This window comes from Rufibacter sp. JT3400010 (genome assembly GCF_054956755.1).
In genome coordinates, this window is sequence record NZ_JBUDXA010000015.1 from 48,455 (window position 1) to 70,828 (window position 22,374).

A 22,374-nucleotide genomic window follows, 5' to 3' on the forward strand; every position below is an offset into this window, starting at 1 on the left:
TTAGACTCCTGGGTGTCCATTCGCAGAGACTTCGTCTGCCGGAAATGCCTGGTAAAGTAAGAACGAGGCGACTACGCCGGTAACTACCAGGGTTATCATCAAAGCTTTCATGGGGTTAGTGATTTAGAAGCGTTTCTGATTAATAATACCGCGGGTTGTTGTCACGGTTGTAACGGGAGTTGTTGTCATCTCCAGAATCCGTTTCATCTGACCACCGCGGTCCTCTTTCGGTGCCGCGGTCCTGACGGGAACGGTATTCATAGTCATGGTTGCGGTTGTCCTGGTTGTAGCGGTTCTGGTCTGCATTCTGGTGGCCAGAGTTGCGGTTGAACAGGTTCTGCACACCGTGTTTCACATCATTCCAGGCTTCGCGGGCACCGGCGCCCATTTCGCCTAATACATCGCCTTTGTCGCGGTCTGCGCGGCGGCCATCGTTAGAGGTGTAGCGGTGCTCATCATACCAGGTGTGGTTGCCGCTGCCGTAGCGGTAATCATCGTCTTTGTAGCGGCTGCGGGTACCCGGGTATTCATTGTAGGGGTTGCTGTCTGGGCGCGGCAGTTCTTCGCGCACGCCGCGCGAGTCCATGTAGCCGCCCCAGTAATAGTTTTCGTTGGAGTCGTCTCGGTGGCGCTGCTCATTGATTCGGTTGTCTGAGTGCACGCGGTTATTGGCGTGGCCATAGGAATCTTGGCGGGCATTGTAATTGCCGCGTCCATCTCCAAACTGCGAGTTTTGGTTGTTGGGGTTGTTAAACGCAGAACCGCCCTGCTGACGCTCAGACTGATGCGTGCTATTGCCGCGGCCGTCGCCGTAGTTCAGGCTGTTGGGGTTGCGGTAGGCACTGTACTCGCGCTCGCCGTAGTGCTTGCTTAGGCTGGCGCCCCGGTCTGCGTTGGAGTTGCGCTCATAGGAATCCTCTGGGAAGTGGCTTCTGCTCTGGTTGTTGGGCCCGGTGTGGAAGTTGTTGCCGTTGTCCCAGTGGTTGTCTTGCGGCCGGTGCTGGTTGGGTTGGTGGCGCTGTTGGTCCCGGTTGTATAACTCACGGCCTACTCTGTGGTTTTCTTCGTCTCCATTTCCGTTGGGAGTGAAGCGGTTTCTTTGATTATCGTTCATGATTCTATCGGTTAAAGATCACAATGCATGTCTCTCAGAAATAAGAGGTATGTATATGTACGATAGCCTCTGCAGAGGGTTAAGTTCACGCTTTTGCGGGAGTGTGTTTTGGGAGCGATTTCTGAAAAGAAGGAGCTTGTTTTTGCTGCCGGAATGTGGGAGGCTACGCTGGAAATAACTGCTTTTGAGCTTGTCTTTCAGTAAGGAAAGTGTTTTTCTGAATAATGTAAGGTGCATGCAGTATGTTTGTTGCTGGCGTGGCGGCTGGTTGATGCGGCGCCCTTATGCTTTGTTGTTGCATGGTTGCCCTCCGTGCGCTCACGGCCGCGAGGCCCCGTCTTCCCCTCGCGCACTGCCCTTTCGGCCTGCACTGTTTGTCTCTCTTAGCTTCTGTCTGTCTATGGCCAAAAGCGAGGCGCGCTCGGGGAAGACTGGAAAGGGAAAGTAGCAGAAGGACGATAGAGCAGAGACTCCCCCTTTGAAGGGTAGGGCCGTTAAGTTCTAAAAATTGATATGGTTCAAGTTTTCAACTTGGACCTAAAATGAGCTGAAGTTTGCAAATCAGTGAGGCGTTAGCCTCAAACTCTGCAAGAAGGGCAATGGACTTTACCACAGTTTAAACCTCCAATGTAGAACTTAACGGCCCTACCCTTTGAAGGGGGCGAAGGGAGATGTTTACACCTGCCGGTCACACGCATTCCTTTCTCTTGCAAAGCCCGCTACTTCTTTAGTGCCGCTATTGGTGTTCTCACCAACAATCCTTAATCGGCTCTCTTCTCAAAATGGGCAGCAAACGGAACTGATAAGAAGTGTTGGTGAGAATAATCCATAGCGGCGAAAAAGACAGGCTCCTTTGCTCTGCGAGAGTGTTCTCCTCTGACTTCTGAAAGCGTTAAAACGAAAGAGGGCGGCCTTGTTTTACACAAAGCCGCCCTCTTTCGTAAAGGATATTATTTCTTAACTGAAATGCTGGTTCAATATTTCGCGCACGTGCGCTTCTTCCAGGGGTTTGGAAATGTGCTGTTCCACGGCGTTGTATTTCTTCAGTTTCTCCAGGTCATAGAAGCTGGCCGAAGAGGTAAGCATCATGACCAGAATGCAGTTCTGGTACGCCTCGGGTAATTGGTGGTACTTGTCCAGAAACTCGAAGCCATCCATCACCGGCATTTTAATATCCAGGAACATGAGGTCTGGCAGGGGTTGCCCTTGGGCAATGGCGTTGTTGAGGAACTTAAGGGCCTCTTCGCCGTTGGTGACCACTTCTATTTGGTCTGCAATGTCCATGCGGGTGAGCAGACGCTTGTTTAAGAAATTGGTGGTGTCGTCGTCGTCTACCAGTAAAATCAGGTTCAACCTTTTCATAGGGCAAATATAGAAAGCACTAAGACTACTGAATGTTATTTTTTAAATAAATAGTGAACGTGGTGCCTTTGTCTAGTTGACTTTCCACCTCAATGCGGCCGCCGTTTTTCTGTACAATCCGGTTCAGAATGTACAGGCCTAACCCAGAGCCTTCTACGTGGTTATGGAAACGTTTGAACATCTGGAACATTTTGGTGCCGTGTTTCTCCAGATCCATGCCCATGCCGTTGTCCTGTATCTGGAGCACAATGAACTCCTGCTGGTGAAACGTATGCAGGTACACAACGGGGGTACGTTCTGCTGAACGGTACTTCACCGCATTGCTGATGAGGTTGTAGAGTATACTTTTCAGGTTCACGCGGGAGTAAACCAGCTGAGGCACCTGCGTGAAATCACAGGTAATGCTGGCCCCGGAACTCTGGATCAAATCCTGAATACTCAGTTTCACTTCTTCTACCAGTTCAGATAAGACTACCTCTTCCTGGTGGGCGTCAATCTCCTTCTGCACCTTCACAATCTCAGCCAAGTCTGAAATGGTGGCGTTGATTTGCTTCAGGGACCGGTTGAACATGTTGATCAGGAGCGAAGCGTCTGGATCATGGAAGGTGGCTTCTTTGGTAAGCTCCTGAAAGATGCTGGCCATGTTGATGATGGGCAGCTTCAGGTCATGGGAGGCGGTATAGACAAAGCTATCCAGGTCTTCATTGATGCTGCGGAGCTCGCGGTTGGCTTGCTCCATAAGGGCCTCATTGCGTTTCTGGTCTTCTATGTCTGTGCAGGTGCCAAACCATTTTACAATGGTTCCTTCCTGGTCGCGCAGGGGCAGGGCCCGGCCTAGAAACCACCGCCATTCACCGTCTGCGGCCCGCTGGAACCGGTACTCAATTTCATACGGCAGCCCGGTGGTGAGGGAGTGTTGCCACCGTTCCAGGGCTCTGTCTTTGTCTTCTGGGTGGAGCAGGGTGGTCCAGACGCTGGGACCCTGGCTGGCTTCTATATCATACCCGGTGTATTCCACCCATTTCTGGTTGAAGTACTCATGGTTGCCGTGCTGGTCTGTGGTCCAGACTAATTGCGGCATGCTGTCGGCCAAAAACTGGAAGTTCTGGGTGCTTTCCTGCAGATCCAGCAGCATCTGTTTCTGGTCCTGGATGTCTGTATGCGAGCCTACCCACATGCTGATATTGCTTTCCTCATCGCGCACGGGAACTCCGCGTACCAGAAACCACCGGTATTCTTCGCTGCCTTTGGTACGCCAGCGGTTTTCCACCATATACACCTCACCGGTAGCCAGGGACTGACTCCATTTGTTATAAGTGGTAGGTAGATCATCGGGGTGAATGAAGTATTCCCAACCCCAGCCGGTGAGTTCTTCCTGCGTGGTGCCCAGGTAGTCATACCATTGCTGGCTGTAGTAGTCTACGTACCCGTCTGCTCTTGCCGTGAAGGTCATGTGGGGCAGGGCATCCAGCACTTGGAGGGTGCGCTCATGCGAGACTTGCAGCTCCTGCGCCAGCTTGGCGGCCTCTTTCTGTACCTTCACCTGCTCGGTCACTTCCACTATGAGAATAATGATGCCTTCTACCGTCTGGTGTTCGTCAAAGAGCGGCTGGTACATGAAGTTGAAATACCCCAGTTCCAATTCACCGCTTCCTTCCCGGTCTAAGTAGGCAGGGGTTTCGGTGCCCAGGTGCAATTCGCCGGTGGCGTACACTTTTTCAATGATGTTAAAAAAGCCCTGGGTTTGTAGCTCTGGCAGGGCCTGGCGGAAAGGTTTGCCTACGGTGTCACGGCCGCCCACCAATTGCTTGAACTGCGGCGTGGCGAAGTCCACCACCCAGTCGGCCCCTTTAAGCACGGCAAAATGCACCGGCGACTGGGCCAGCATGCGCTGCACGTATTCGTCCCGCTCTTTCAGGTTCTGTTGGATGTCTTTCTGTTCCTGAATGTTGGTGTCTACCCCAATCCAGGCCGTAATAGTGCCGTCCTGGTCTTTCATGGGCGTGGCGCGCATGGTAAACCAGTGGTATTTACCGTCTGAGGCGCGTTTCAGTCTGGCTTCGTTCACGTATTCCTGGCCGGTTTCCAGGGCGCGGGCCCAAACCGCAATAGTGGCATCCAGGTCCTGCGGGTGAACCACCTTGTTCCAGCCCTCGTCTGGGCCGGTGTTGCCGGTGTACTGGTACCAGGCTTTGTTGTAGTAGTAAATGTAGCCATCGGCGCGGGCCACCCAGGCTATTTCAGGAATGCTTTCCATGAGCGCGCGCACGTGCTGCTCGTTGGCTTTTAGCTCGGCGGCGTAGCGGTTTTTCTCGGTGAGGTCCAGCATGGCGCCAATCATGCGCACAGGTTTACCTTGCGGGTCACGGGCAATGTGGCCGCGGTCTAGTATGTCGGCGTAGGTGCCGTCTGCTTTCCTGAAGCGGTACTCATCTTGCCAGGCGCTTCCGCCGTTGTCAATTACGTCATGAATTCCCTGCACCACCCGCTCTGTATCATTGGGGTGAATACGGCTGTACCAGGAATTTACATCGTGTTCTATTTCTTCCTCTTTATAGCCGAAGGTGACTTTGAAACCGTCGTTCCACCAGATGGAATCATTGACCAGGTTCCAGTCCCAGATGACGTCATTGGTGGTTTTGGCGATGAGTTCAAACCGCTCCAGGTTTTCCTGGGCTTGATGGGTCTGTTTCTCGGTTTCTTTCAGGTTTTTTACTTGCTGGGTAACGTCTACCACATGGTGGAGCAGGTACATGACCTGGCCCGAGGCGTTTAGTACGGGTTTGTTGTAAGGCTGCCAATACTTCTCCTCAAAACCGCCGCCTAGCTCGCTGGGCCGGGTAACATCATAGCGTTGCAGCCTCATCTGGTGCGCTGCCTGGTGGTCTCTGGCGAATTCCAGTGATTGCCGTAGGTTCAGGGTACCATCGGCTTCGGGCAAATCTGGATTGTCTGGGAAGATATCAAAGAGGTGCTTACCAATGATGGAGCGGTCTTTGAACGTAGCCTCCAGGTATGCCTGGGTAGCCTCCAGAATGGTGAACTCAGGTGACAGAATGAGGTACAAGCCCGGCAATGATTGAATCACCAGCCTCAGATCAAGGGAAGGGGTGGACGTGGAGGAGGAAGTCATGGCAATAAAGCTACTTATATTGGGGTAGACCTTTCAGGTATTTCCCTGGGGCCTATGGTATGCAAAGCAATACCGGTATGAAATTGTTTCGGGGCCGTTTTCTGTAAAACGGCCCCGAAATGGAATTATGCTTGCATTTCCTCAAAAATGCCCTTGGCCTGTTCCAGCGTGGAGACATCTTCTACCGTTACAATCAGTTTGTCTTTGGCTTCTTTGAGCCGCGAACGGCGCGGATGCTGCTGTACGAATTTCAAGATTCTACTGAAAGTTTCTGACTGGAAAAACGCCTCATTGTTGTTGCTGGGAATGTAACCCTTCAGGGTGTCTTTCTTGAGCGTGAGCTTCTCAAAACCCAGGTGGCAGGCTTCCCAGCGCATTTTCACAATGTTCACCAGTTGCTGTACTTCAGCGGGCATCGGCCCGAAACGGTCTACCATGCCTTCTACCAGTTTCTCCAGGCTCTCCAGATCTTTGACGCGGTCTAGCTTGCTGTACATCTGCAGACGTTCAGAGATGTTGCTGATGTACGAGTCTGGGATAAGGATTTCCAGGTCGGTTTCCACCGAACATTCCCTCACCGGTTCCAACAGTTTATCGGCTTCCAGATCTTTGAAGAACAGGTCACGGAACTCGGTTTCCTTCAATTCCTGCACGGCCTCGTCTAAGATCTGATGGTAGGCCTCAAAGCCCAAGTCATTGATGAAACCGCTCTGCTCGCCACCCAGCATGTTCCCCGCTCCGCGAATGTCCAGGTCACGCATGGCAATCTTGAACCCTTCGCCAAGGTCAGAGAATTCCTCCAGGGTGCTCAGGCGCTTGCGGGCATCAGAAGGCAAACCAGACACCGGCGGCGTTAACAGGTAGCAGTAGGCTTTCTTGTTGGAACGGCCCACGCGCCCGCGCATCTGGTGCAGGTCACTCAGCCCGAACATGTGCGCGCGGTTGATGATGATGGTGTTGGCGTTAGGAATGTCCAGCCCGCTTTCAATGATGTTGGTACTCACCAGCACGTCATAATGGCCTTCCACGAAGCGCATCATCCGTTTCTCCAATTCCTCGGGGTCCATCTGGCCGTGGGCGTAGGTGACTTTGGCATCGGGTACCAGTTTCAGGATGAGGTTAGCCATTTCCTCTATGTCTGAGATGCGGTTGTGCACGAAGAAGACCTGGCCTTTGCGCTTGAGTTCATACGCCACGGCGTCTCTGATGAGCGTGTCATCAAACACGTGTAACTCGGTCTGGACTGGCTGACGGTTGGGCGGCGGCGTGGCAATCACCGAAAGGTCACGGGCTCCCATCAAAGAGAAGTGCAGTGTGCGCGGAATGGGGGTGGCGGTGAGCGTGAGCGTGTCTACGTTCACCTTAATTTCCTTCAGTCTATCCTTCGTTTTTACCCCGAATTTCTGTTCCTCGTCAATCACCAGCAAGCCCAGATTTTTGAACTTGACGTCTTTGCTGGCGAGGCGGTGCGTACCGATGAGAATATCGGTCTTGCCTTCGGCCACGCGGGCCAGGGTTTCTTTTATCTGCTTGGTGGTCTTAAAACGGTTGATGTACTCTACGTTCACCGGGAAGGCTTCTAACCGGTCCCGGAACGTTTTGTAGTGCTGCATGGCTAGGATGGTAGTAGGCACCAACACGGCCACCTGCTTGCCGTCACAGGCCGCTTTGAACGCCGCGCGTATCGCCACCTCGGTCTTCCCGAAGCCCACGTCTCCGCAGACCAGCCGGTCCATGGGGTGCGGCTGCTCCATGTCATTCTTGATGTCTTCGGTGGCCTTGCCCTGGTCTGGGGTGTCTTCGTAGATGAACGAGGACTCCAACTCGGCCTGCAGGAAACCGTCACGGGAGTAGGCGTAACCGGGCGCTTTTTTGCGTTTGGCGTACAAAGAAATGAGCTCGGCGGCAATGTCTTTGACTTTGCTTTTGACTTTCTTTTTCTTGTTTTCCCATTCCGGAGAGCCCAGTTTGCTCATGGTGGGTGGGGTGCCTTCCTTGCCGGTGTATTTGGAGATTTTGTGCAGCGAGTGAATGCTCACGTACAGCAAATCATCATCGCGGTACACTAATCTGATCGCTTCCTGCAAGCGGCCGCCTACTTCTACTTTCTCCAGCCCCGCGAACCGCCCAATGCCGTAGTCCATGTGCGTGACATAGTCGCCGGGTTTGAGCATGCGGAGCTCTTTGAGGGTAAGCGCTTTTGATTTTGAGTAACCTTCGCGGGTTTTGTGCTTGTAGAAACGCTCAAACAGTTGGTGGTCTGTGTAGCACACCAGTTTTACCAGATCGTCTACAAACCCTTCGCGCAGCGCGAGCATCAAATGGTGGAAGCGCACGTCCTGGTCCAGTTCGTCAAAGATGGTGGTGAGCCGGTCTGCCTGGCGGGGCGATTCAGCGGCAATCACGTTCACGTACCCGTTGCTCTGGTTTTCATGCAGGTTGGCTACCAGCCGCTGAAAATCTTTGTTGAACGAAGGTTGCGGATGCGCCTGGAACTGCACCACCTCGGCGTTTCTAAAGTTGAACCGTTTCCCGAATTCAATGAGCGTGAACGTTTCCAGGGCCTTTTTGAAAGACTTGCCTGATTCGAACAAGTCCTCGGGGTTAGAGACAATCTGCACGCCCGCGCTGTGCTCCAGCATCTCCTGAAACGATTGCTCGGCCTTCTCATACGATTCTGTGACTACTTCCACGGAGTGGCGGTAATCTTTGACCCAAATCGTGCTGTTTTCGGGAATAAAGTCCAGAAACGATTCGCGGGTTTCCTGCAGCAGTTTGGTCTGCACGTTGGGTATGATGGAAATCTGTTTTTTCTGCTCTACGCTGAGCTGCGTGTTGGGATCAAACGTTCTGATGCTTTCAATCTCATCGCCGAACATCTCCAGACGGAAGGGCAGTTCATTGGCATAGGAGAACACGTCTACGATGCCCCCGCGCACGGCGAACTGCCCGGCTTCGTACACGAAATCGGTGCGTTCAAAGTCATAGCTGGCCAGCATCTCCGTGAGGAAATTTACGTCCAGTTTCTCGCCCACCTTCGCGCCTAGCGTATTGGCCACCAAAGACTTTTTGTTGATGACTTTCTCGGTGAGGGCCTCGGGGTAGGTCACAATCATGGCACCCGCCCCGGCGCGGTTGTTCAGGCGGTTCAGGACTTCGGCGCGCAGCAGAATGTTGGCGTTCTCAGTGTGGTCAAACTGGTAGGCGCGCTTGTAGGAACTGGGGAAAAGGAGCACTTCTTGGCCTTCTTCCAACAGGTTGGAAAGGTCGCTGTAAAAGTAAGCGGCTTCTTCGCGGTCATGCAAAATGAATAGGTGCGTGCCGGGTTGCATGGTTTGCAGGGCAGACGCCACCACGGCATCTAAGCTCCCCACCAAGCCTTTTAGTTGTATATGTTGCCGTTCAGGAGCCTGCAGGCGTTGGGCCACGGTTTGCACCACGGGGTCTTGCCGGTACAGGTCCAAAAATTGAGTTGCTTTCAAGGGTACATCTTTTCTAGAAAAACAGGGGCAAAGCTAGCCATTCTTGCCGGTTACTGGAAACGAACCTACGCACGGGTTAGTTGCCTGATTCATTGAGAGAATAGTTGAATGTGCTGATTCTTCAATGTGCTGATGTGCTATTCTGAAGAAGATGGGTGGGAAATCTGTTTTGGGGCTGTTTTAGCTGAACGAAGGCGAAAATGGCTAGTGGAATAGCAGCGAGATGCCAGTTTTAAATTCAGGCCAGAATCTCTGTATTAGAATCTTGCCAGTGCTTTGACAGAGACGACAAGCTGCCTTTGTCTTGGCTGTAAAGACTGGTAGAAACCGCCAGTTCTATCATCAATAAATGACTTATTTCTTGTTTAACGGTTAGTGTAAGCAGCGGCGAGGCGGTAGGTCGATGGTGCCGTTTAGACTATGTTGGTAGGGGTTATTTTTTAGTTTGCCTTTTTGCCTATTAAATCCTTACAATACTTAAATCTCCATCTCCTGTAGGTGCATTGTCAAGTATGTTTGTACTAATACCGTAGTGGTTTTAGAAAGGAGTATCATAGTTATGATTGATTGTTCCTTCAGTTATACTTATTTCGTTTCCATTAATTATGGTGCTCCCCGAAAATGTAGCGCTAATACAAGTATTTGTGTTCACTCTAACATTACTTTGCAATTTTTCCTGAACAAAGCCACCCCCAATGGAAGCTGCGTTTTGTACTCGCAAGTACGTGATGTCACTTATTATATTATTACCGGTTCGCTCATAAGGCAGTTTTAAAATTATACCATAAGAGTCCTGTTGAGGAGAAAGTACGCCACTAAATAAGTTCAGTTCCAAGGTGTGTCCTGAACCGGCATTGTTAAAGTTGATTCCACGTCCAACAACTTCAAATTGCCTTTTTTCGCCATTGATTTTCATCGAGACAATTTCAGTTTTGTTACAAGACTGAATTTCTTCATCTTCTGAGCAAGAATTCAGGAGGGTTAAACACATAGAGATGAATACGAAATGCTTGAGATTTTTCATTTTAAGATTTTCTAAAATGCTCTATAACGTACTTGTGTAAACGACGGCGAGGCCGTCGGCCGTGGCTGACGTTTACACGTGGTTAGCCACTGTTTTTCTTTTATTTTTCCTTTAGTTTATCAGGAATTGCTGGAAAATCAACTTTCCATTTATCTGTTTGGGAATTGTAAAGCAAGTAAGGTCCGTCGAATCCTTCGAGATATATGAGTTCATATTCGTTTTTATTGATTTTTTCATAGGCTGGTTTAGTTCCTAACATTTCAATTTTGAACCCAAGTCTCTCAAGAGTTTCCCAATTATCTGTTTCAGGTAGCTTGTTGTTCTTCTTTCGGTATTCCTCAATTCTGCCTACAAGTTTGTTTCCAAATTCTATGTCGGCTGACCGCGTTATATTAAATGGAAGGTTTAAATAGATAATCCATGCTATTATTAGAATTATTGGTATCGCTACTAAAACCTTTTTCATTTAACTACTTGAAATTCTATAATTTAAATTGTGGCTAACTATCGGATAAACGTACCTCCTACGCTTATCAGACCTATGTCTATCCCTAAACATACGGTTTATCATTGATTTTGACAGATAACCGTAACTGGACTACCGAATATACTATATTTAAAAATAAGAATACAACGAAGAAACCAGGCAAACGCCTACACTGTTTCCCGTTCCTGTTTTGGCCTCATTTTTGGCAAACGGGGCAGAAATAGGTGGCGCGGCCGCCCACGTACTTCTTCTGGATGAGCGTCTGGCAGCGGGGGCAATGCAAGTGCGCATCTGTGGCCGAGGCGGTGGGCGCTTCATCCCATTCGCGGGCGTGAATGAGGTAATGCGAGGGGAAGTCGCGGTAAATGGCTTCGGCGGCAATGGCGGTTTCCAGCACTTCTCTGATGGAGGAGGCCAGCCGGTCAACCTCGGCGGGTAGGAGCGACTGGGCAGGGCGCTCTGGTTCCAACTGGGCCTGGAACAGCACCTCATCGGCAATCCAGTTCCCTACGCCGGGCGCAATGCGCTGGTCCAGCAGGAGCGGTTTAATGGCCGACTTTTTGTTGGCCAAGCCTTGGGTGAGTTCTTCGGTGGAGAGCGTGAGCGCATCTGGCCCTAGTTTTTTCTGTTGCCGGAACGCCTCTACACTAGGCGTAAGGCCAATCCTGCCAAACTTGCGCGAGTCAATGAACGCAAACCTGAACCCGTTCTGGAAGTGGAAAATGGCGCGGACGAAGCGCGGCGTATCGGCCTCGTCGTGGTAAAAGGCCACATCGCCGGTCATCCCGAAGTGCATGGTCACCACGGGGCCGTTGGCGGTGAGCAGAAAAAGCTGCTTTCCTAGGCGGTTAGTACCCGTGAACTGGTTGCCCAGCAAGGCCTTCCTGAAATCGTCTAGGTCTACCTGCAGTTGGCGCTTGGGATCTTGCACTTCTATCTCGGAGATGGGCAGGTACAGGCTGGTTTCGTCTATGAAACGGCGGTACGTTTCTACCTCGGGTAATTCTGGCATAGCAAAAGGGGCTCGTTGTAGGGCTGTTTTCAGGAAATTGACTTATAAACAGCATCTTTCCTTCAACAGGCAGAGGGGGCACATGGTTACGGGCAAAACTTGCGGCGCCGTTGTTTCCTGAAAAGGAGTCAGAAACCAGCGGCGTTCTTTCCCAAGAGAATCAGGAATGAAACCACTTTGTGCGTTCAAACTTGTAAGAAAACGGCGGGCGAGTGCGCTCTGTTGAGTAAGCCCAAGGCATACGTTTTATCCTAAATTTAAAAATACAGGCGAAAAACGCAGCTAAGAAAGTTCTATTTCGTTAAACTTGTGTAGACCTGTACCTACTTTGTATGGAAACAACCACTATACCACTGGAATTATTACGCTTTCCGGTAGGCAGGTATGAAGCTCCGCCTTTGTACCGGTCAGCCTTCGTGAAACAATCCTTGAAGGCTATTGAATCGCTTCCGGCCAACCTGCGGGCGGCTGTGAAGGATTTGTCAGACGAACAACTGGACACCGCCTATCGCCCCGGCGGATGGTCCCTGCGCCAGGTAGTGCACCACCTGGCCGATAGCCATATCAATACCTACACTCGCTTCCGGCTGGCCTTAACCGAGGACCACCCCGTGATTAAACCGTACGAGGAGTCTTCCTGGGCGTACCTGCAGGATGCCCGCTGGGCAGACCCGGCGTTGTCTTTGCAGCTTCTGGAGTCTTTGCACCACCGGTGGGTTATTTTGCTGCGCTCGCTCTGCATGGAAGAGTGGCACCGCACGTACTTTCACCCCCAAAGCGGCGAAACGTATTTGTTTCAGGCGGCAGGTTTGTACGCGTGGCACGGCGAGCATCACGTAGGGCATATTCTATCTTTGCGGGAGAGAATGGGGTGGTAATTGTTTCAGGCCTTTATTTCTGAAACAGGCCTTAAAACAAGGGGCACAAGACAGTAGAAATCTAAGAAAAATTTTGTTTATTTAGTCAGAACTATCTGATTCTGACGATGTATCTGCCTGTCCCAGCTTTTATTATCTCGGCCTTCTGGACCTTGTTTTCATTCTTTATGGAAACACCTGCGCCAGTAGCGGTGCCCGCACCAGTAAAGGCGGTCGTTTCCCGCACCAACTTAGAGGATAACCGCTCCCTGGAGTTCGTGGAAAACAAGGGACAATGGCCTGCCCAGGTAACCTTCGCCGCAGATGTACCGGGCGGTAAACTGTTTCTGCAGCCCACCGGGTTTGTGTATGCGCTCCGGGAACCGGTAAGTACCAGCCAAGACCACGGACATTCCCAGGAGAACAGTTCTCCTAGCCAGCGCACGGTTGGTCCTTCTTCCCTTGTCAGAAATCATGCCTATTCGGTCACGTTTGAGAATGCCAATCCTGCGCCCGCCCTGCAGCCGCAGGAAGCCACGGCAGGCACCCGCAATTACTACTTGGGCAAAGACCCTAAGAAGTGGGGTACCGGGGCAAGAGGTTTCCGGCAGGTGCGTTACCAAAGCCTCTACCAGGGGGTAGACCTGGCACTCTATGAACAAGGCGGAAAACTGAAATACGACCTGCATGTGGCGCCGGGCACGTCAACGGAACAAATCAAACTCACTTACAAAGGCCTTACCCGCCTGTCACTGCAGGAAGGAAATCTGCGTCTGGAAACCTCGGTGGGAGACGTGGTAGAACACCGGCCGGTGGCCTACCAACTGGTGCAGAACCAACGGGTAGCGGTTGCCTGCCAGTACCAACTCAGCGGCCAGAGCCTTTCCTTTCAGTTTCCCGAAGGCTACAACCCCCAATATCCGCTGGTGATTGACCCCGTGGTGGAATTCTCTTCGTTTACGGGTTCTTCGGCTGACAACTGGGGTTATACCGCAACCTATGACAGCCAGGGCAACATGTACTCCGGTGGCATTGCTTCCAGCATTGGATATCCTACCACCGTAGGCGCTTTTAACACAGACTTCAATGGGTTCTGGGACATCGCCATTATCAAATACAACACCAAGGTGAGCGGCGCGGCGGCCAGGCTGTATGCCACTTACCTGGGGGGCAGTGACACTGAGACTCCTCATAGCCTGGTGGTGAATGCCGCTGATGAACTTTTGGTGCTGGGCACTACCAGTTCGGCAGATTATCCCACTTCCCAGACCGCGTTAAGCCGAACTTTCAAGGGAGGCCCTGCCATTGCTCCTTTGGGTGCGGGCGGAAACCCGGCCTATCTCAGAGGTGCCGACCTGGTCATTACCCGGCTTAGCAGCAACGGTAGCCAGTTGTTGGCTTCTACCTTTCTGGGTGGCAGCCAGAACGACGGGCTCTTGCCCCGGCTTACCACCACGCCCACGCTGGTCCAGAACTACGGCGACCAATACCGCGGCGACATCATCACAGACCCAGACGGGAACGTGTACATTGCTTCCAACACCTCTTCCGCAGACTTTCCGGCGCAAAACGGCTTCCGGTCTCAGATGCACGGCGGCACGCATGACGCGGTGGTGAGCAAGCTTTCGCCAGATTTAAGCCAGGTGGTATGGTCCAGCTTTTACGGGGGCACCGGCATGGATGCGGCTTACTCCATACAGCTAGACCAGAAGCGGCAGGTGTACGTCTGCGGCGGTACTACCAGCACAACCCTGCCCGGCACGGCCAATGGGCTGAAACCAGCCTCGGCGGGGAATACAGATGGCTTTGTGCTAAAAATTAACACGGCGGGTACTTCTATCATGGCGGCTACTTTCCTGGGCACCCAGGCGTATGATCAGACGTATTTTCTACAGCTAGATGCCACCAACAACGTGTATTTGTTTGGCCAAAGCCTAGGTAACTATCCGGTGACCAATGGCACGTACCGCAACAGCAACGGACGGCAGTTCCTGCATAAACTAAGCAACGACCTTTCTACCACCGCCTGGTCTACCGTGTTTGGGGCGGGCCGCAACACCATTGATATTTCGCCTACCGCTTTTCTGGTAGACGACTGCCAGCGGATCTACGTAGCCGGCTGGGGCGGCACCAACAACGGCGGAGCATACGGAAACGGGGTCACCACCGGCCTCCCTACTACTTCCGGTGCTGCGCAAACCACCACTGACGGTGGCGACTTCTACCTCATGCAATTAGGCACCGATGCCAAACAACTGCTCTACGCCACTTTTTACGGGGGCAATCAGTCTCTTGGTGGTGGCAGCTTTGAACACGTAGACGGCGGCACCAGCCGCTTCGACAAAAAAGGCTACGTGTACCAGGCCGTGTGTGGTGGCTGTCAGGGCCGCTCCAACTTCCCCATGCCGCCTGGCGCTAACTTCTACTCTAAAAACAACAACAGCCTGAACTGCAACAACGCCTCCTTTAAATTTGACTTCGCGGAGGAACTGCGCGCCGATGCCGGCCCCGACCAGGATATATGCGTGGAAGCCCTTTCACTGGTTCTCAAGGGCACGCCCGCTGGCGGCGTCTGGACCGGTGATGGTGTTTCTTCCACCAATGGCATCTACCGGTTCACGCCCACCACTGCCTTAATTGGGCAGCGTACCCTCACGTATACTGTGACCGGAACCGGAGCTTGCTCTATTGCCAACACCATGGTCATGAACGTGACACCGCCCACGCCGCACACCCTTTCGGTTCCGGAGCCCAGGTACTGCTCTAGTTCCACGGTGCCGGTACAGTTAACCGGTTTCCCGGCCGGGGGTGTTTTCTCTGGCAAAGGAGTTACCGGCTCTACTTTCACACCTTCGGTAGCAGGCGTGGGCAAGCACGTGATTACGTACAAGAGCGATGGGACCAACGGCTTCTGCGGGGCTGTCACCCAAACCATAGAGGTTTTTCTGCCGGTAGTGGAGATTGGCCCAGACACCGTCCTGTGCCCCGGCAACCTCACGCCGTTTCAGTTACGCGCGAACGTACCCGGCGGCACCTGGAGCGGCAACGGGGTTTCGGCCACGGGCCTATTTACGCCTCCGGCCGGTTTCTCAGGAGAAATCAAGGTTTCCTATTTCATTACAGATCCTTGCGTAATTTCTGATTCCAGGCTGATCAATGTGCCCCCTCAACCTACCATGGCGGCGCAGTTGACCAATGCCTGCCAGGACAATCCAGACATTTCAGGCTATGCCCCATTCAACGCGGCTTTCTCTAACGGAACTACCAATGCCACGGGCTTCACCTGGCACTTCGGGGATGGTACTGAGTCTGATGAGCCAACCCCCAGGCACCTGTACAAAACTCCGGGCGCTTACAAGGTTACGCTGGTGGCTACGTACGGCAACGGCTGCCAGGAAACCATAGACGTAGCAACGGTGGTAGTGGCCCCGCCGTTTATCCCCAATATCTTCACGCCTAACGGCGATGACAAAAACGAAACCTTCGTGCAGCATTTCAGCTGTTTTCCTACGGAACTGACCGTGTTTAACCTGTGGGGCAAACAAGTGCACCAAGAGAAAATCTACAACCAGAAATGGAATGGCGGCAATCTTTCTGAAGGCTCGTATTTCTACATCTTAAAAGACACGGAGGGCAACAGCGCCAAAGGCTGGGTAGAGATTCTGAGATGACCTTTTTAATTATCCAGTAACGTAGGGGTATTTATTCTTCCTCTTGTCATGCAACAGACTTCTACCTTTGGCTACATGTCTATGCGCTTTATCTATACGCTCTTCTTTTTTTGTTCTCTGGTTGCTTTTTCCAGTTGTGGTGATGAATTCATGGAAGACCCTGCCATGACGGCGAAAGTGAACGGACGCGATTTTACCGCCTGTTCCAATCTGGAAGGGAAAATTCCCGTACCCACCCTGCCCAAAAATAACCTGGAGGTGACCTATGACGCCAACACCGGCCAACTGAACATCAGAGGTACTGACAGCTGCAATGACAGCATCAAGTCCATTCACCTGGAAATATAAGAAGTACGCGCCCCCGGAAGCTTTCTTATCAATCAGCAGTCAAAGCTGTACTACAATCTGGACAATACTCCCGGCAATGGCGCAGGAAACAACGCGGCGCTTCAATTCTTAGGGCGCCATCCGGCCAACTCTGCGGGCATTTTCTCTACCGGCCCAGTTCATACCGGGATTTTCACCATCACCCATTTTGACATTGAGAAAAGACGTTTCTCGGCCAATTTTGAGATGGAGGTATATGATGCTCGCTCCTCTAAAACATATAGCATTAAAGAAGGCCGGCTACGAGATGTTGCCTTCTAGGAAAGGTTTTCTAGCCCTTTTCTGGATTTTGGCCTTAAAACCCGGGAAAGGCTATCCTCACAGGACAAGTCTTTCCTGGGCCTAACTACCGTCTTGCAAAACGAACTCTTCTAATCCCAGCTTAGTTTTATACTTTTAGACTTAATTTAATACTAAGCATACTATGTCAAGACGCGGTAGACGCACCTTAGGCGTTCCTACTTTCCCGCTGCCCATCTCAGGCCAGTTTATGCCCGCCATTCTTTTGATTGTGCTGGGCCTGGGCCTCCTCATTTACAAAAACCTGACGCAGGAGGTAAAGCAGGCACAAGATCTGGTGGTGAAGGAAGGAACCTTTATCAATTACTCTTTCAAGAAAACGCCCGAAGGGGAGAAGGATTACGGCATCTGGCTCAAAGAATTTGCCGAACGCTTTGAACTCTCCAGCCGGGAGGAAGCCACCTTTGACACCGCCGCGTTCAGAGCCGCCATCAAACCCGGCGACCGCCTTCGCATTGAATACAGTGACCGGGAAGACGTACTGGAAAACGGCGGCGTACGGAGACTCTACGGACTAACTGCCCCTTCTAAGAACATCTCCTTTTTTACAGGAAAGGACATTGTAGCCAAGGAAAACAATGGTGTTCTCACCTATGCCATCTACGCCTCCTTAGCGTTGGGTATCTTGCTGTACATCTGGCAGATTTTCAAAGCCCGTCGCCAACAGCATGCCTACGAAGAATAGCTGTTTCTGAAACTTCGGTTTCGTTCCAGCGCTGTTTTCCAGAAATGAGCTTCTAAACAGGCGGGGAACTTTAGTGATGTGCCGTGGTAAGTTCTCCTGTAAGCAAGGCAGCTATTATAGAATTTGTCCGTACAACAAAGCGTGAGCATTAAGGCAGATTATGAGCAAATACCCAACTAACCCCCGCCAGGTGATTTATGCCTGCGGTAGCGGCAAGTGCCAGAAACGCGGCGGCAAGGAAATCAGGAAGATAATGCGGGACCAACTAAAGATGGCGGGCCTGAAAGATGAAGTGGAGATCATCAAAACCGACTGTACGGATCGCTGCAAACATGGCCCCATCTTTAGCATACAACCCCAGAACATCTGGTTGCATGACATGACTGAGACCGAAGTACTGCAAGTTTTCAGAGAACAGGTACTGGGAAAATAAGAAACCCCTCACGCTTACGGGCCTGAGGGTTTGTCTTTTTACACGGGTTGCTTTACCAGGAAATTATTCAGCGGTGCTGTCGTTCTCGTACTTGATTTTGCGCACGTTTTTGTCAATTTCCCAGCGGCCGGTGCCTTCCTCGCCAATCACGTCAAACAGTTCCAGGGCGCGGCGGGCCACATATTCCTCTTCCACCTGCTCTTGCAGGAACCACTGCAGAAACTGGAAAGTCATAAAGTCTCTGGACTTCATGCACTGATCCGCTAGGCGATTGAACTGCTGCGTCACAAAAATCTCCTGCTGCAACGCTTTCTCAAACACATCTCTGAACGAGTCAAACTCCTGCGGAATGTTCACCACCTCCGGCGAAATGGCGTGACCGCCCAAATTACTCACAAAGTTGAAGAGCTTGAGCATGTGCTCCCGCTCTTCATGGCTCTGCTTCATAAAATAATCAGCGCTGTAGTCAAAGCCCTGACGGTTGCACCAGCTAGACATGGCCAAATACGTGGCCGAAGAATGAGCTTCTACTTTTATCTGTTCGTTTAAGAGCGTTTCTATTTCTTCTGAAAGAGAGGTACGCAGTCTCAATAAATCTTTCATGGTCTGTATCTCTGTTATCAGGCGCGCTTTACACACACGCCTTCACTCAAATATACCGGCAAAAACCACTGTTGGTTCTTATGAGTGCTCCATTTGGGGTAATACAGATTCAGTCTAAATTCAGAGATGCGGGAAGCTAAAACGTCTATCTAAGAAGATAGTCATCCCGTTTTTGCCTGCCTTTTCAGAAAAGGAGGGCAAAAGCGTCCTCGGCTTTAACCACCCCCAACCCCTCCTAACTTAGGAGGGGAGCTTTTCCGCCTACGGTGTTTTGGGCTGCTTTTCAGAAAAGGCAGGCAAAAGCGCCACCTACCCATACCTCTTCAAGGAGGGGAATTCTCTCATAAGCCTTTCTCCTCGCAAAAGCCAAACCAATATCACAACGTCCGCAGGACGATGAAGGCGTTGCAACGGAACAAACAGTAATGAAGTTCATCTGCGTCTTCCCCAGCGGAGGGCCGCCTGCGTAACCCGAAGCGGGGGGAAGCGCAAGCAGCGGCGGTTCAATTGGCAACAGCCTAAGCTCCCTATGAAATAAAAGGCTTTTACCAGGTGGTACTGAACTGAAGCTCCGCCTGTCTGAGCGTCAGCGAGTTCGGAGCTTCTTGATTCTTTTGGTTACTTTTCTCATCAAGGAGAAAAGTGACAAACGCCTGCAAAGCGCATCTGCCGCCAAGAGGTTGGTAAGAAAAGAAGTAGAAAGTAAAAGCTAACTTGAACGGCAGTCTTGGTTAGTGGTGAGAACACCAACAACGGCGAGGAGAAGTTAAAAGGAAGGAAAGTAGAAAGTAATCAGTCTATCCGTTCCGCCAATCAGGAGATTGGCTGCCACCAAGTGCATAGAGCGCTGATGCTAACTCTACGCACAACGCAAGCACAGCGAAGAAGTAATTCAGCTAAAGAGAAGGAAAGATGATAGTAGAAAGTAAAGGGCCCAAAAAACAAAAGAGCCCTTCTAGCAGAAAGAGCTCTTCACAGAAAAAATAGAAAGAAACTTCTAATACGCTACCGGCGCATACAAACACTCATACAGAATGCTATTCAAAGCCATCATAGCCTTGGCCCCCTGCAACAACTCCTGAAAATGCAGCACATCCGTCAAGGTCAACACAAAACAACGCTCAGAACGGTACGGCATGAGCACATGCACATCTGAGGCACGAGACGCATCTTTCGCCATTTTGGCAACATTGATAGCATCTACGTGCTGCTTCAAATCCAGAAAATCCTTCACTTTGAAAGGCGAGATACTGCCGGCAAACTCCACGTAATAGCAATTGTAACGGTTACACTGATACACAGCGCCATATAGGGTCCGGAATAGCTCTTGGAGGTTTTGTGGGGTAGGCATACGCGACTTTTACGAATCTGCTCAAAAGGAACAATGCAAAAGTACACCCTGTTTAGAATTAGTCCAAATAATTTTAACTGATATTCCTCACTTTTTACAAGGAGGCAGAACAGGTGGGTTTGGGGACTCTTTTCTTGAAAACAGGCCCCAAATCCACCCAACTGATTTAGTAAAAAGTCTATTCTTCTACTCGCGGTTCACGAGCTTGGAGAAGCGGCTGTCTTTTTCATCCTGGTACAGGAAGGCGAGTTTCTTTTCCTCAAACTTCTCAAAGAACTCCTCCCAACTGATGTCTTCCAGGTTATCTTCTGCGTAGCCAGGGAAATTGATGCGCAACAGACCGGCTTCCTCGCCTTTGCCCGTGCCTTTTACCGTGGCTGGTTTGCCGTCGCGGGCCTCGGCCCATTTGCGGATAGTATCATGGTCTGTAGTGGTTTTCGCTGATTCTGACATAGTTTTGGTGTGATTGGTTTACTTCTCTTTGTACCGGCCAGGGCCTAAAAAGTTACCCTGCCCTAACCGCCCATCGCCCGAAACTTATACCCTACCTTTACGGTTTTACTTGTATGTACATTCCTGAACGATTCACCTTTATGAGACTTCTCTCTTTTGCCTTCATATTCTTGCTTGGTTTCACGTCTTGCGCCCAGGGCCGGAAAGAAAAACAAGCCGCCAAACCTACGGCTTCTACCGCCCAGCAAGCCCCCGTTTCCCGTGACAGCCTTGCCGTGGCCACCTTCGCCGGAGGTTGTTTCTGGTGTACCGAGGAAGCCGCCGAGAAACTGAAAGGCGTACATGAGGTAGTATCTGGCTATACCGGTGGCTCTACCAAGAACCCCACGTATGAACAGGTGAGCACCGGACTAACCGGCCACGCCGAGGCGGTTCAGATCTACTATGACCCCAAAGTGGTGTCTTACCAGACTCTGCTGGAAGCTTTTTTCGCCGCCCATGATCCTACCACCCTCAACCGCCAAGGGCCCGATGAAGGAACCCAGTACCGGTCGGCCATTTTCTACCGCACCCCAGAAGAGAAAGCGCAGATTGACGCGTACATGAAGAAACTGAACGCCACCCGCGCGTTTCAGGCCCCCATTGTGACCCAAGTGGCTGCGCTCAAAGAGTTCTATCCCGCCGAGGAAGAACACCAGGATTTCTACCGCAACAACCCCAACAACCCTTACATGCGCGCCGTCTCTACCCCCAAAGTAGAGAAGTTCAAAAAGAAGATGGAAGGCAAGTTGAAAGAAGAGCAGTAATGAGTTAATTGATGGTTCATTGTTATCAGTATTCCAGCCAGTAGATTAGACGCAACAAAGACAGGGTATGGGATACATGAACCAATCCTGAGCTTGTGAAAGGGGGGCAATTTGCTGATACTTTGGTAAGCCGGCAGTTCCATCAGGCTCAGACTGAATGGAGAGGGAAAGTTTTTTGTAGGATAAAGTGTTAGAAACTCAACCAGTAGAGGGCATTATAATACAGCTTGTTTGCGGCTCAGCTTAATCTGGAAGACAACTGCGCCGTTCTGGAGATACAACCATTTTGCCAAATGTATAAGAATGGAAACCGCTGAAACGCAGGAGAAATCAGACCGAAGAAAAGAGGCCGGGAACAAACTGGTATTATCCTACCTCACCCTTCGGAACCTGATTGGGATAAGTGGGATGCTGCTGCCTCTTGTCTTGCTTTTAACCACTAAAAAGGCCACCTCTGACCGGTGGGTAGAACCCTCTATCAGCGACTATTATTACTCCAGCAATGGCGATGTGCTGGTGGTCATGCTTAGCGTACTGGGTGTATTTCTGATCACCTACCAAGGCTACAACTGGAAAGAAAATGCCCTGTCTACCTTAGCCGCAGTAGGCGGACTGGGCGTTGCCTTTAGCCCTACCGCTACCCAACGTGCCAATTCCCTCAGCATTCATGCCATCCTGACCAAAGTGCCCACTCTCTGGGGGATAGAACGGCACTTTATCTTTGCGGCCATCTTCTTTATTTCCTTAGCCATCATCTCCCTAAAGTACTTTCCTAGAACAGACAAATGCAGCCTCAGAACCGCGCAAGGCGAACTCACCCAGAAAGCGAAACGCAACAGAGTCTACAGAATCTGCGGATGGATTATTGTCATTTGTGTAGTCTTGCTAGGCGCTTATTTCATTTTCAAGCCAGATGCTGCACCTTCAGATGTTCCCGTTGTTTTTATACTGGAAACCATAGCAGTAGAGGCCTTCGGGATATCCTGGATTACCAAAGGCCAAACCCTATGGCCAGACGGCGAACATTACCTGAAGAAAGGCTACCGCGAAGCAAAAATGAAGCTGAACAGTTAAGTGCCACCGTCTGTAAATTTTAAAGACACTTCCCGTTCCAAGGCTTATGCTGTTTCGAGGTTGTTTTCCCATTATAGCCTCTAAACGGAGGGTTCTTCAGCCAGGCAATAGGAAAAAGTAGATCAGAAACAACTTTCTTT

The 22,374-nt window shown here is 51.2% G+C and carries 17 protein-coding genes; 7 read left to right on the plus strand and 10 right to left on the minus strand.

Annotated elements, in window-relative coordinates; all coding sequences use genetic code 11:
• Positions 1 to 139: 139 nt before the first annotated feature.
• From ACY0JR_RS14130 to mutM, 7 genes are all read right to left on the minus strand, one after another.
• Positions 140 to 1,114 (minus strand): hypothetical protein, encoded by a 975-nt coding sequence (locus ACY0JR_RS14130; RefSeq protein ID WP_462634749.1) that lies wholly within the window; start codon positions 1,112 to 1,114, stop codon positions 140 to 142.
• Positions 1,115 to 2,071: 957 nt separating this feature from the next.
• Complete coding sequence (locus ACY0JR_RS14135) at positions 2,072 to 2,476, minus strand: response regulator (RefSeq protein WP_462634750.1); 405 nt, start codon at positions 2,474 to 2,476, stop codon at positions 2,072 to 2,074.
• Positions 2,477 to 2,501: 25 nt separating this feature from the next.
• Positions 2,502 to 5,609 carry a PAS domain-containing protein gene (locus ACY0JR_RS14140; protein ID WP_462634751.1) on the minus strand — a complete coding sequence of 1,036 codons (3,108 nt, stop codon included), beginning with the start codon at positions 5,607 to 5,609 and terminating at the stop codon, positions 2,502 to 2,504.
• Between the two features lie 125 nt (positions 5,610 to 5,734).
• Complete coding sequence (gene mfd, locus ACY0JR_RS14145; protein ID WP_462634752.1) at positions 5,735 to 9,091, minus strand: transcription-repair coupling factor; 3,357 nt, start codon at positions 9,089 to 9,091, stop codon at positions 5,735 to 5,737.
• 538 nt (positions 9,092 to 9,629) lie between these two features.
• Positions 9,630 to 10,115 carry a hypothetical protein gene (locus tag ACY0JR_RS14150; protein WP_462634753.1) on the minus strand — a complete coding sequence of 162 codons (486 nt, stop codon included), beginning with the start codon at positions 10,113 to 10,115 and terminating at the stop codon, positions 9,630 to 9,632.
• A 100-nt stretch (positions 10,116 to 10,215) separates the two neighbouring features.
• Positions 10,216 to 10,581: a hypothetical protein gene (locus ACY0JR_RS14155; RefSeq protein ID WP_462634754.1), complete on the minus strand. Its 366-nt coding sequence runs from the start codon at positions 10,579 to 10,581 to the stop codon at positions 10,216 to 10,218.
• A 217-nt stretch (positions 10,582 to 10,798) separates the two neighbouring features.
• Positions 10,799 to 11,614, minus strand: a complete 816-nt coding sequence (gene mutM, locus ACY0JR_RS14160; protein WP_462634756.1) for a DNA-formamidopyrimidine glycosylase — start codon at positions 11,612 to 11,614, stop codon at positions 10,799 to 10,801.
• Positions 11,615 to 11,946: 332 nt separating this feature from the next.
• Here mutM and ACY0JR_RS14165 point away from each other — a divergent pair, with 332 nt between their 5' ends.
• The 5 genes from ACY0JR_RS14165 to ACY0JR_RS14185 all read left to right on the plus strand — a co-directional run bounded on the left by ACY0JR_RS14165 (position 11,947) and on the right by ACY0JR_RS14185 (position 17,947).
• Positions 11,947 to 12,492: a YfiT family bacillithiol transferase gene (locus ACY0JR_RS14165; protein WP_462634757.1), complete on the plus strand. Its 546-nt coding sequence runs from the start codon at positions 11,947 to 11,949 to the stop codon at positions 12,490 to 12,492.
• 167 nt (positions 12,493 to 12,659) lie between these two features.
• Positions 12,660 to 16,142: a DUF7948 domain-containing protein gene (locus ACY0JR_RS14170; protein ID WP_462634758.1), complete on the plus strand. Its 3,483-nt coding sequence runs from the start codon at positions 12,660 to 12,662 to the stop codon at positions 16,140 to 16,142.
• 48 nt (positions 16,143 to 16,190) lie between these two features.
• Entirely contained in the window at positions 16,191 to 16,490 is a 300-nt protein-coding gene (locus ACY0JR_RS14175) for a hypothetical protein (protein ID WP_462634759.1), read from the plus strand.
• A gap of 463 nt (positions 16,491 to 16,953) precedes the next feature.
• Entirely contained in the window at positions 16,954 to 17,514 is a 561-nt protein-coding gene (locus tag ACY0JR_RS14180) for a hypothetical protein (RefSeq protein ID WP_462634760.1), read from the plus strand.
• Between the two features lie 160 nt (positions 17,515 to 17,674).
• Positions 17,675 to 17,947, plus strand: coding sequence for a (2Fe-2S) ferredoxin domain-containing protein (locus ACY0JR_RS14185; RefSeq protein ID WP_462634761.1), 273 nt, complete (start codon positions 17,675 to 17,677; stop codon positions 17,945 to 17,947).
• 63 nt (positions 17,948 to 18,010) lie between these two features.
• On the opposite strand, the gene ACY0JR_RS14190 is transcribed toward ACY0JR_RS14185, so the two are convergent.
• From ACY0JR_RS14190 to ACY0JR_RS14200, 3 genes are all read right to left on the minus strand, one after another.
• Positions 18,011 to 18,550 carry a ferritin gene (locus tag ACY0JR_RS14190; protein ID WP_462634762.1) on the minus strand — a complete coding sequence of 180 codons (540 nt, stop codon included), beginning with the start codon at positions 18,548 to 18,550 and terminating at the stop codon, positions 18,011 to 18,013.
• A 997-nt stretch (positions 18,551 to 19,547) separates the two neighbouring features.
• Positions 19,548 to 19,901, minus strand: a complete 354-nt coding sequence (locus tag ACY0JR_RS14195; RefSeq protein ID WP_462634763.1) for a hypothetical protein — start codon at positions 19,899 to 19,901, stop codon at positions 19,548 to 19,550.
• A gap of 186 nt (positions 19,902 to 20,087) precedes the next feature.
• Entirely contained in the window at positions 20,088 to 20,354 is a 267-nt protein-coding gene (locus ACY0JR_RS14200; RefSeq protein WP_462634764.1) for a hypothetical protein, read from the minus strand.
• A 140-nt stretch (positions 20,355 to 20,494) separates the two neighbouring features.
• On the opposite strand from ACY0JR_RS14200, the gene msrA reads away from it, so the two are divergent.
• Both msrA and ACY0JR_RS14210 read left to right on the plus strand, forming a co-directional pair.
• Complete coding sequence (gene msrA, locus ACY0JR_RS14205; protein WP_462634765.1) at positions 20,495 to 21,160, plus strand: peptide-methionine (S)-S-oxide reductase MsrA; 666 nt, start codon at positions 20,495 to 20,497, stop codon at positions 21,158 to 21,160.
• 303 nt (positions 21,161 to 21,463) lie between these two features.
• On the plus strand, positions 21,464 to 22,234 hold the full coding sequence (locus ACY0JR_RS14210) for a hypothetical protein (RefSeq protein ID WP_462634766.1): 771 nt from the start codon (positions 21,464 to 21,466) through the stop codon (positions 22,232 to 22,234).
• Positions 22,235 to 22,374: the final 140 nt, after the last annotated feature.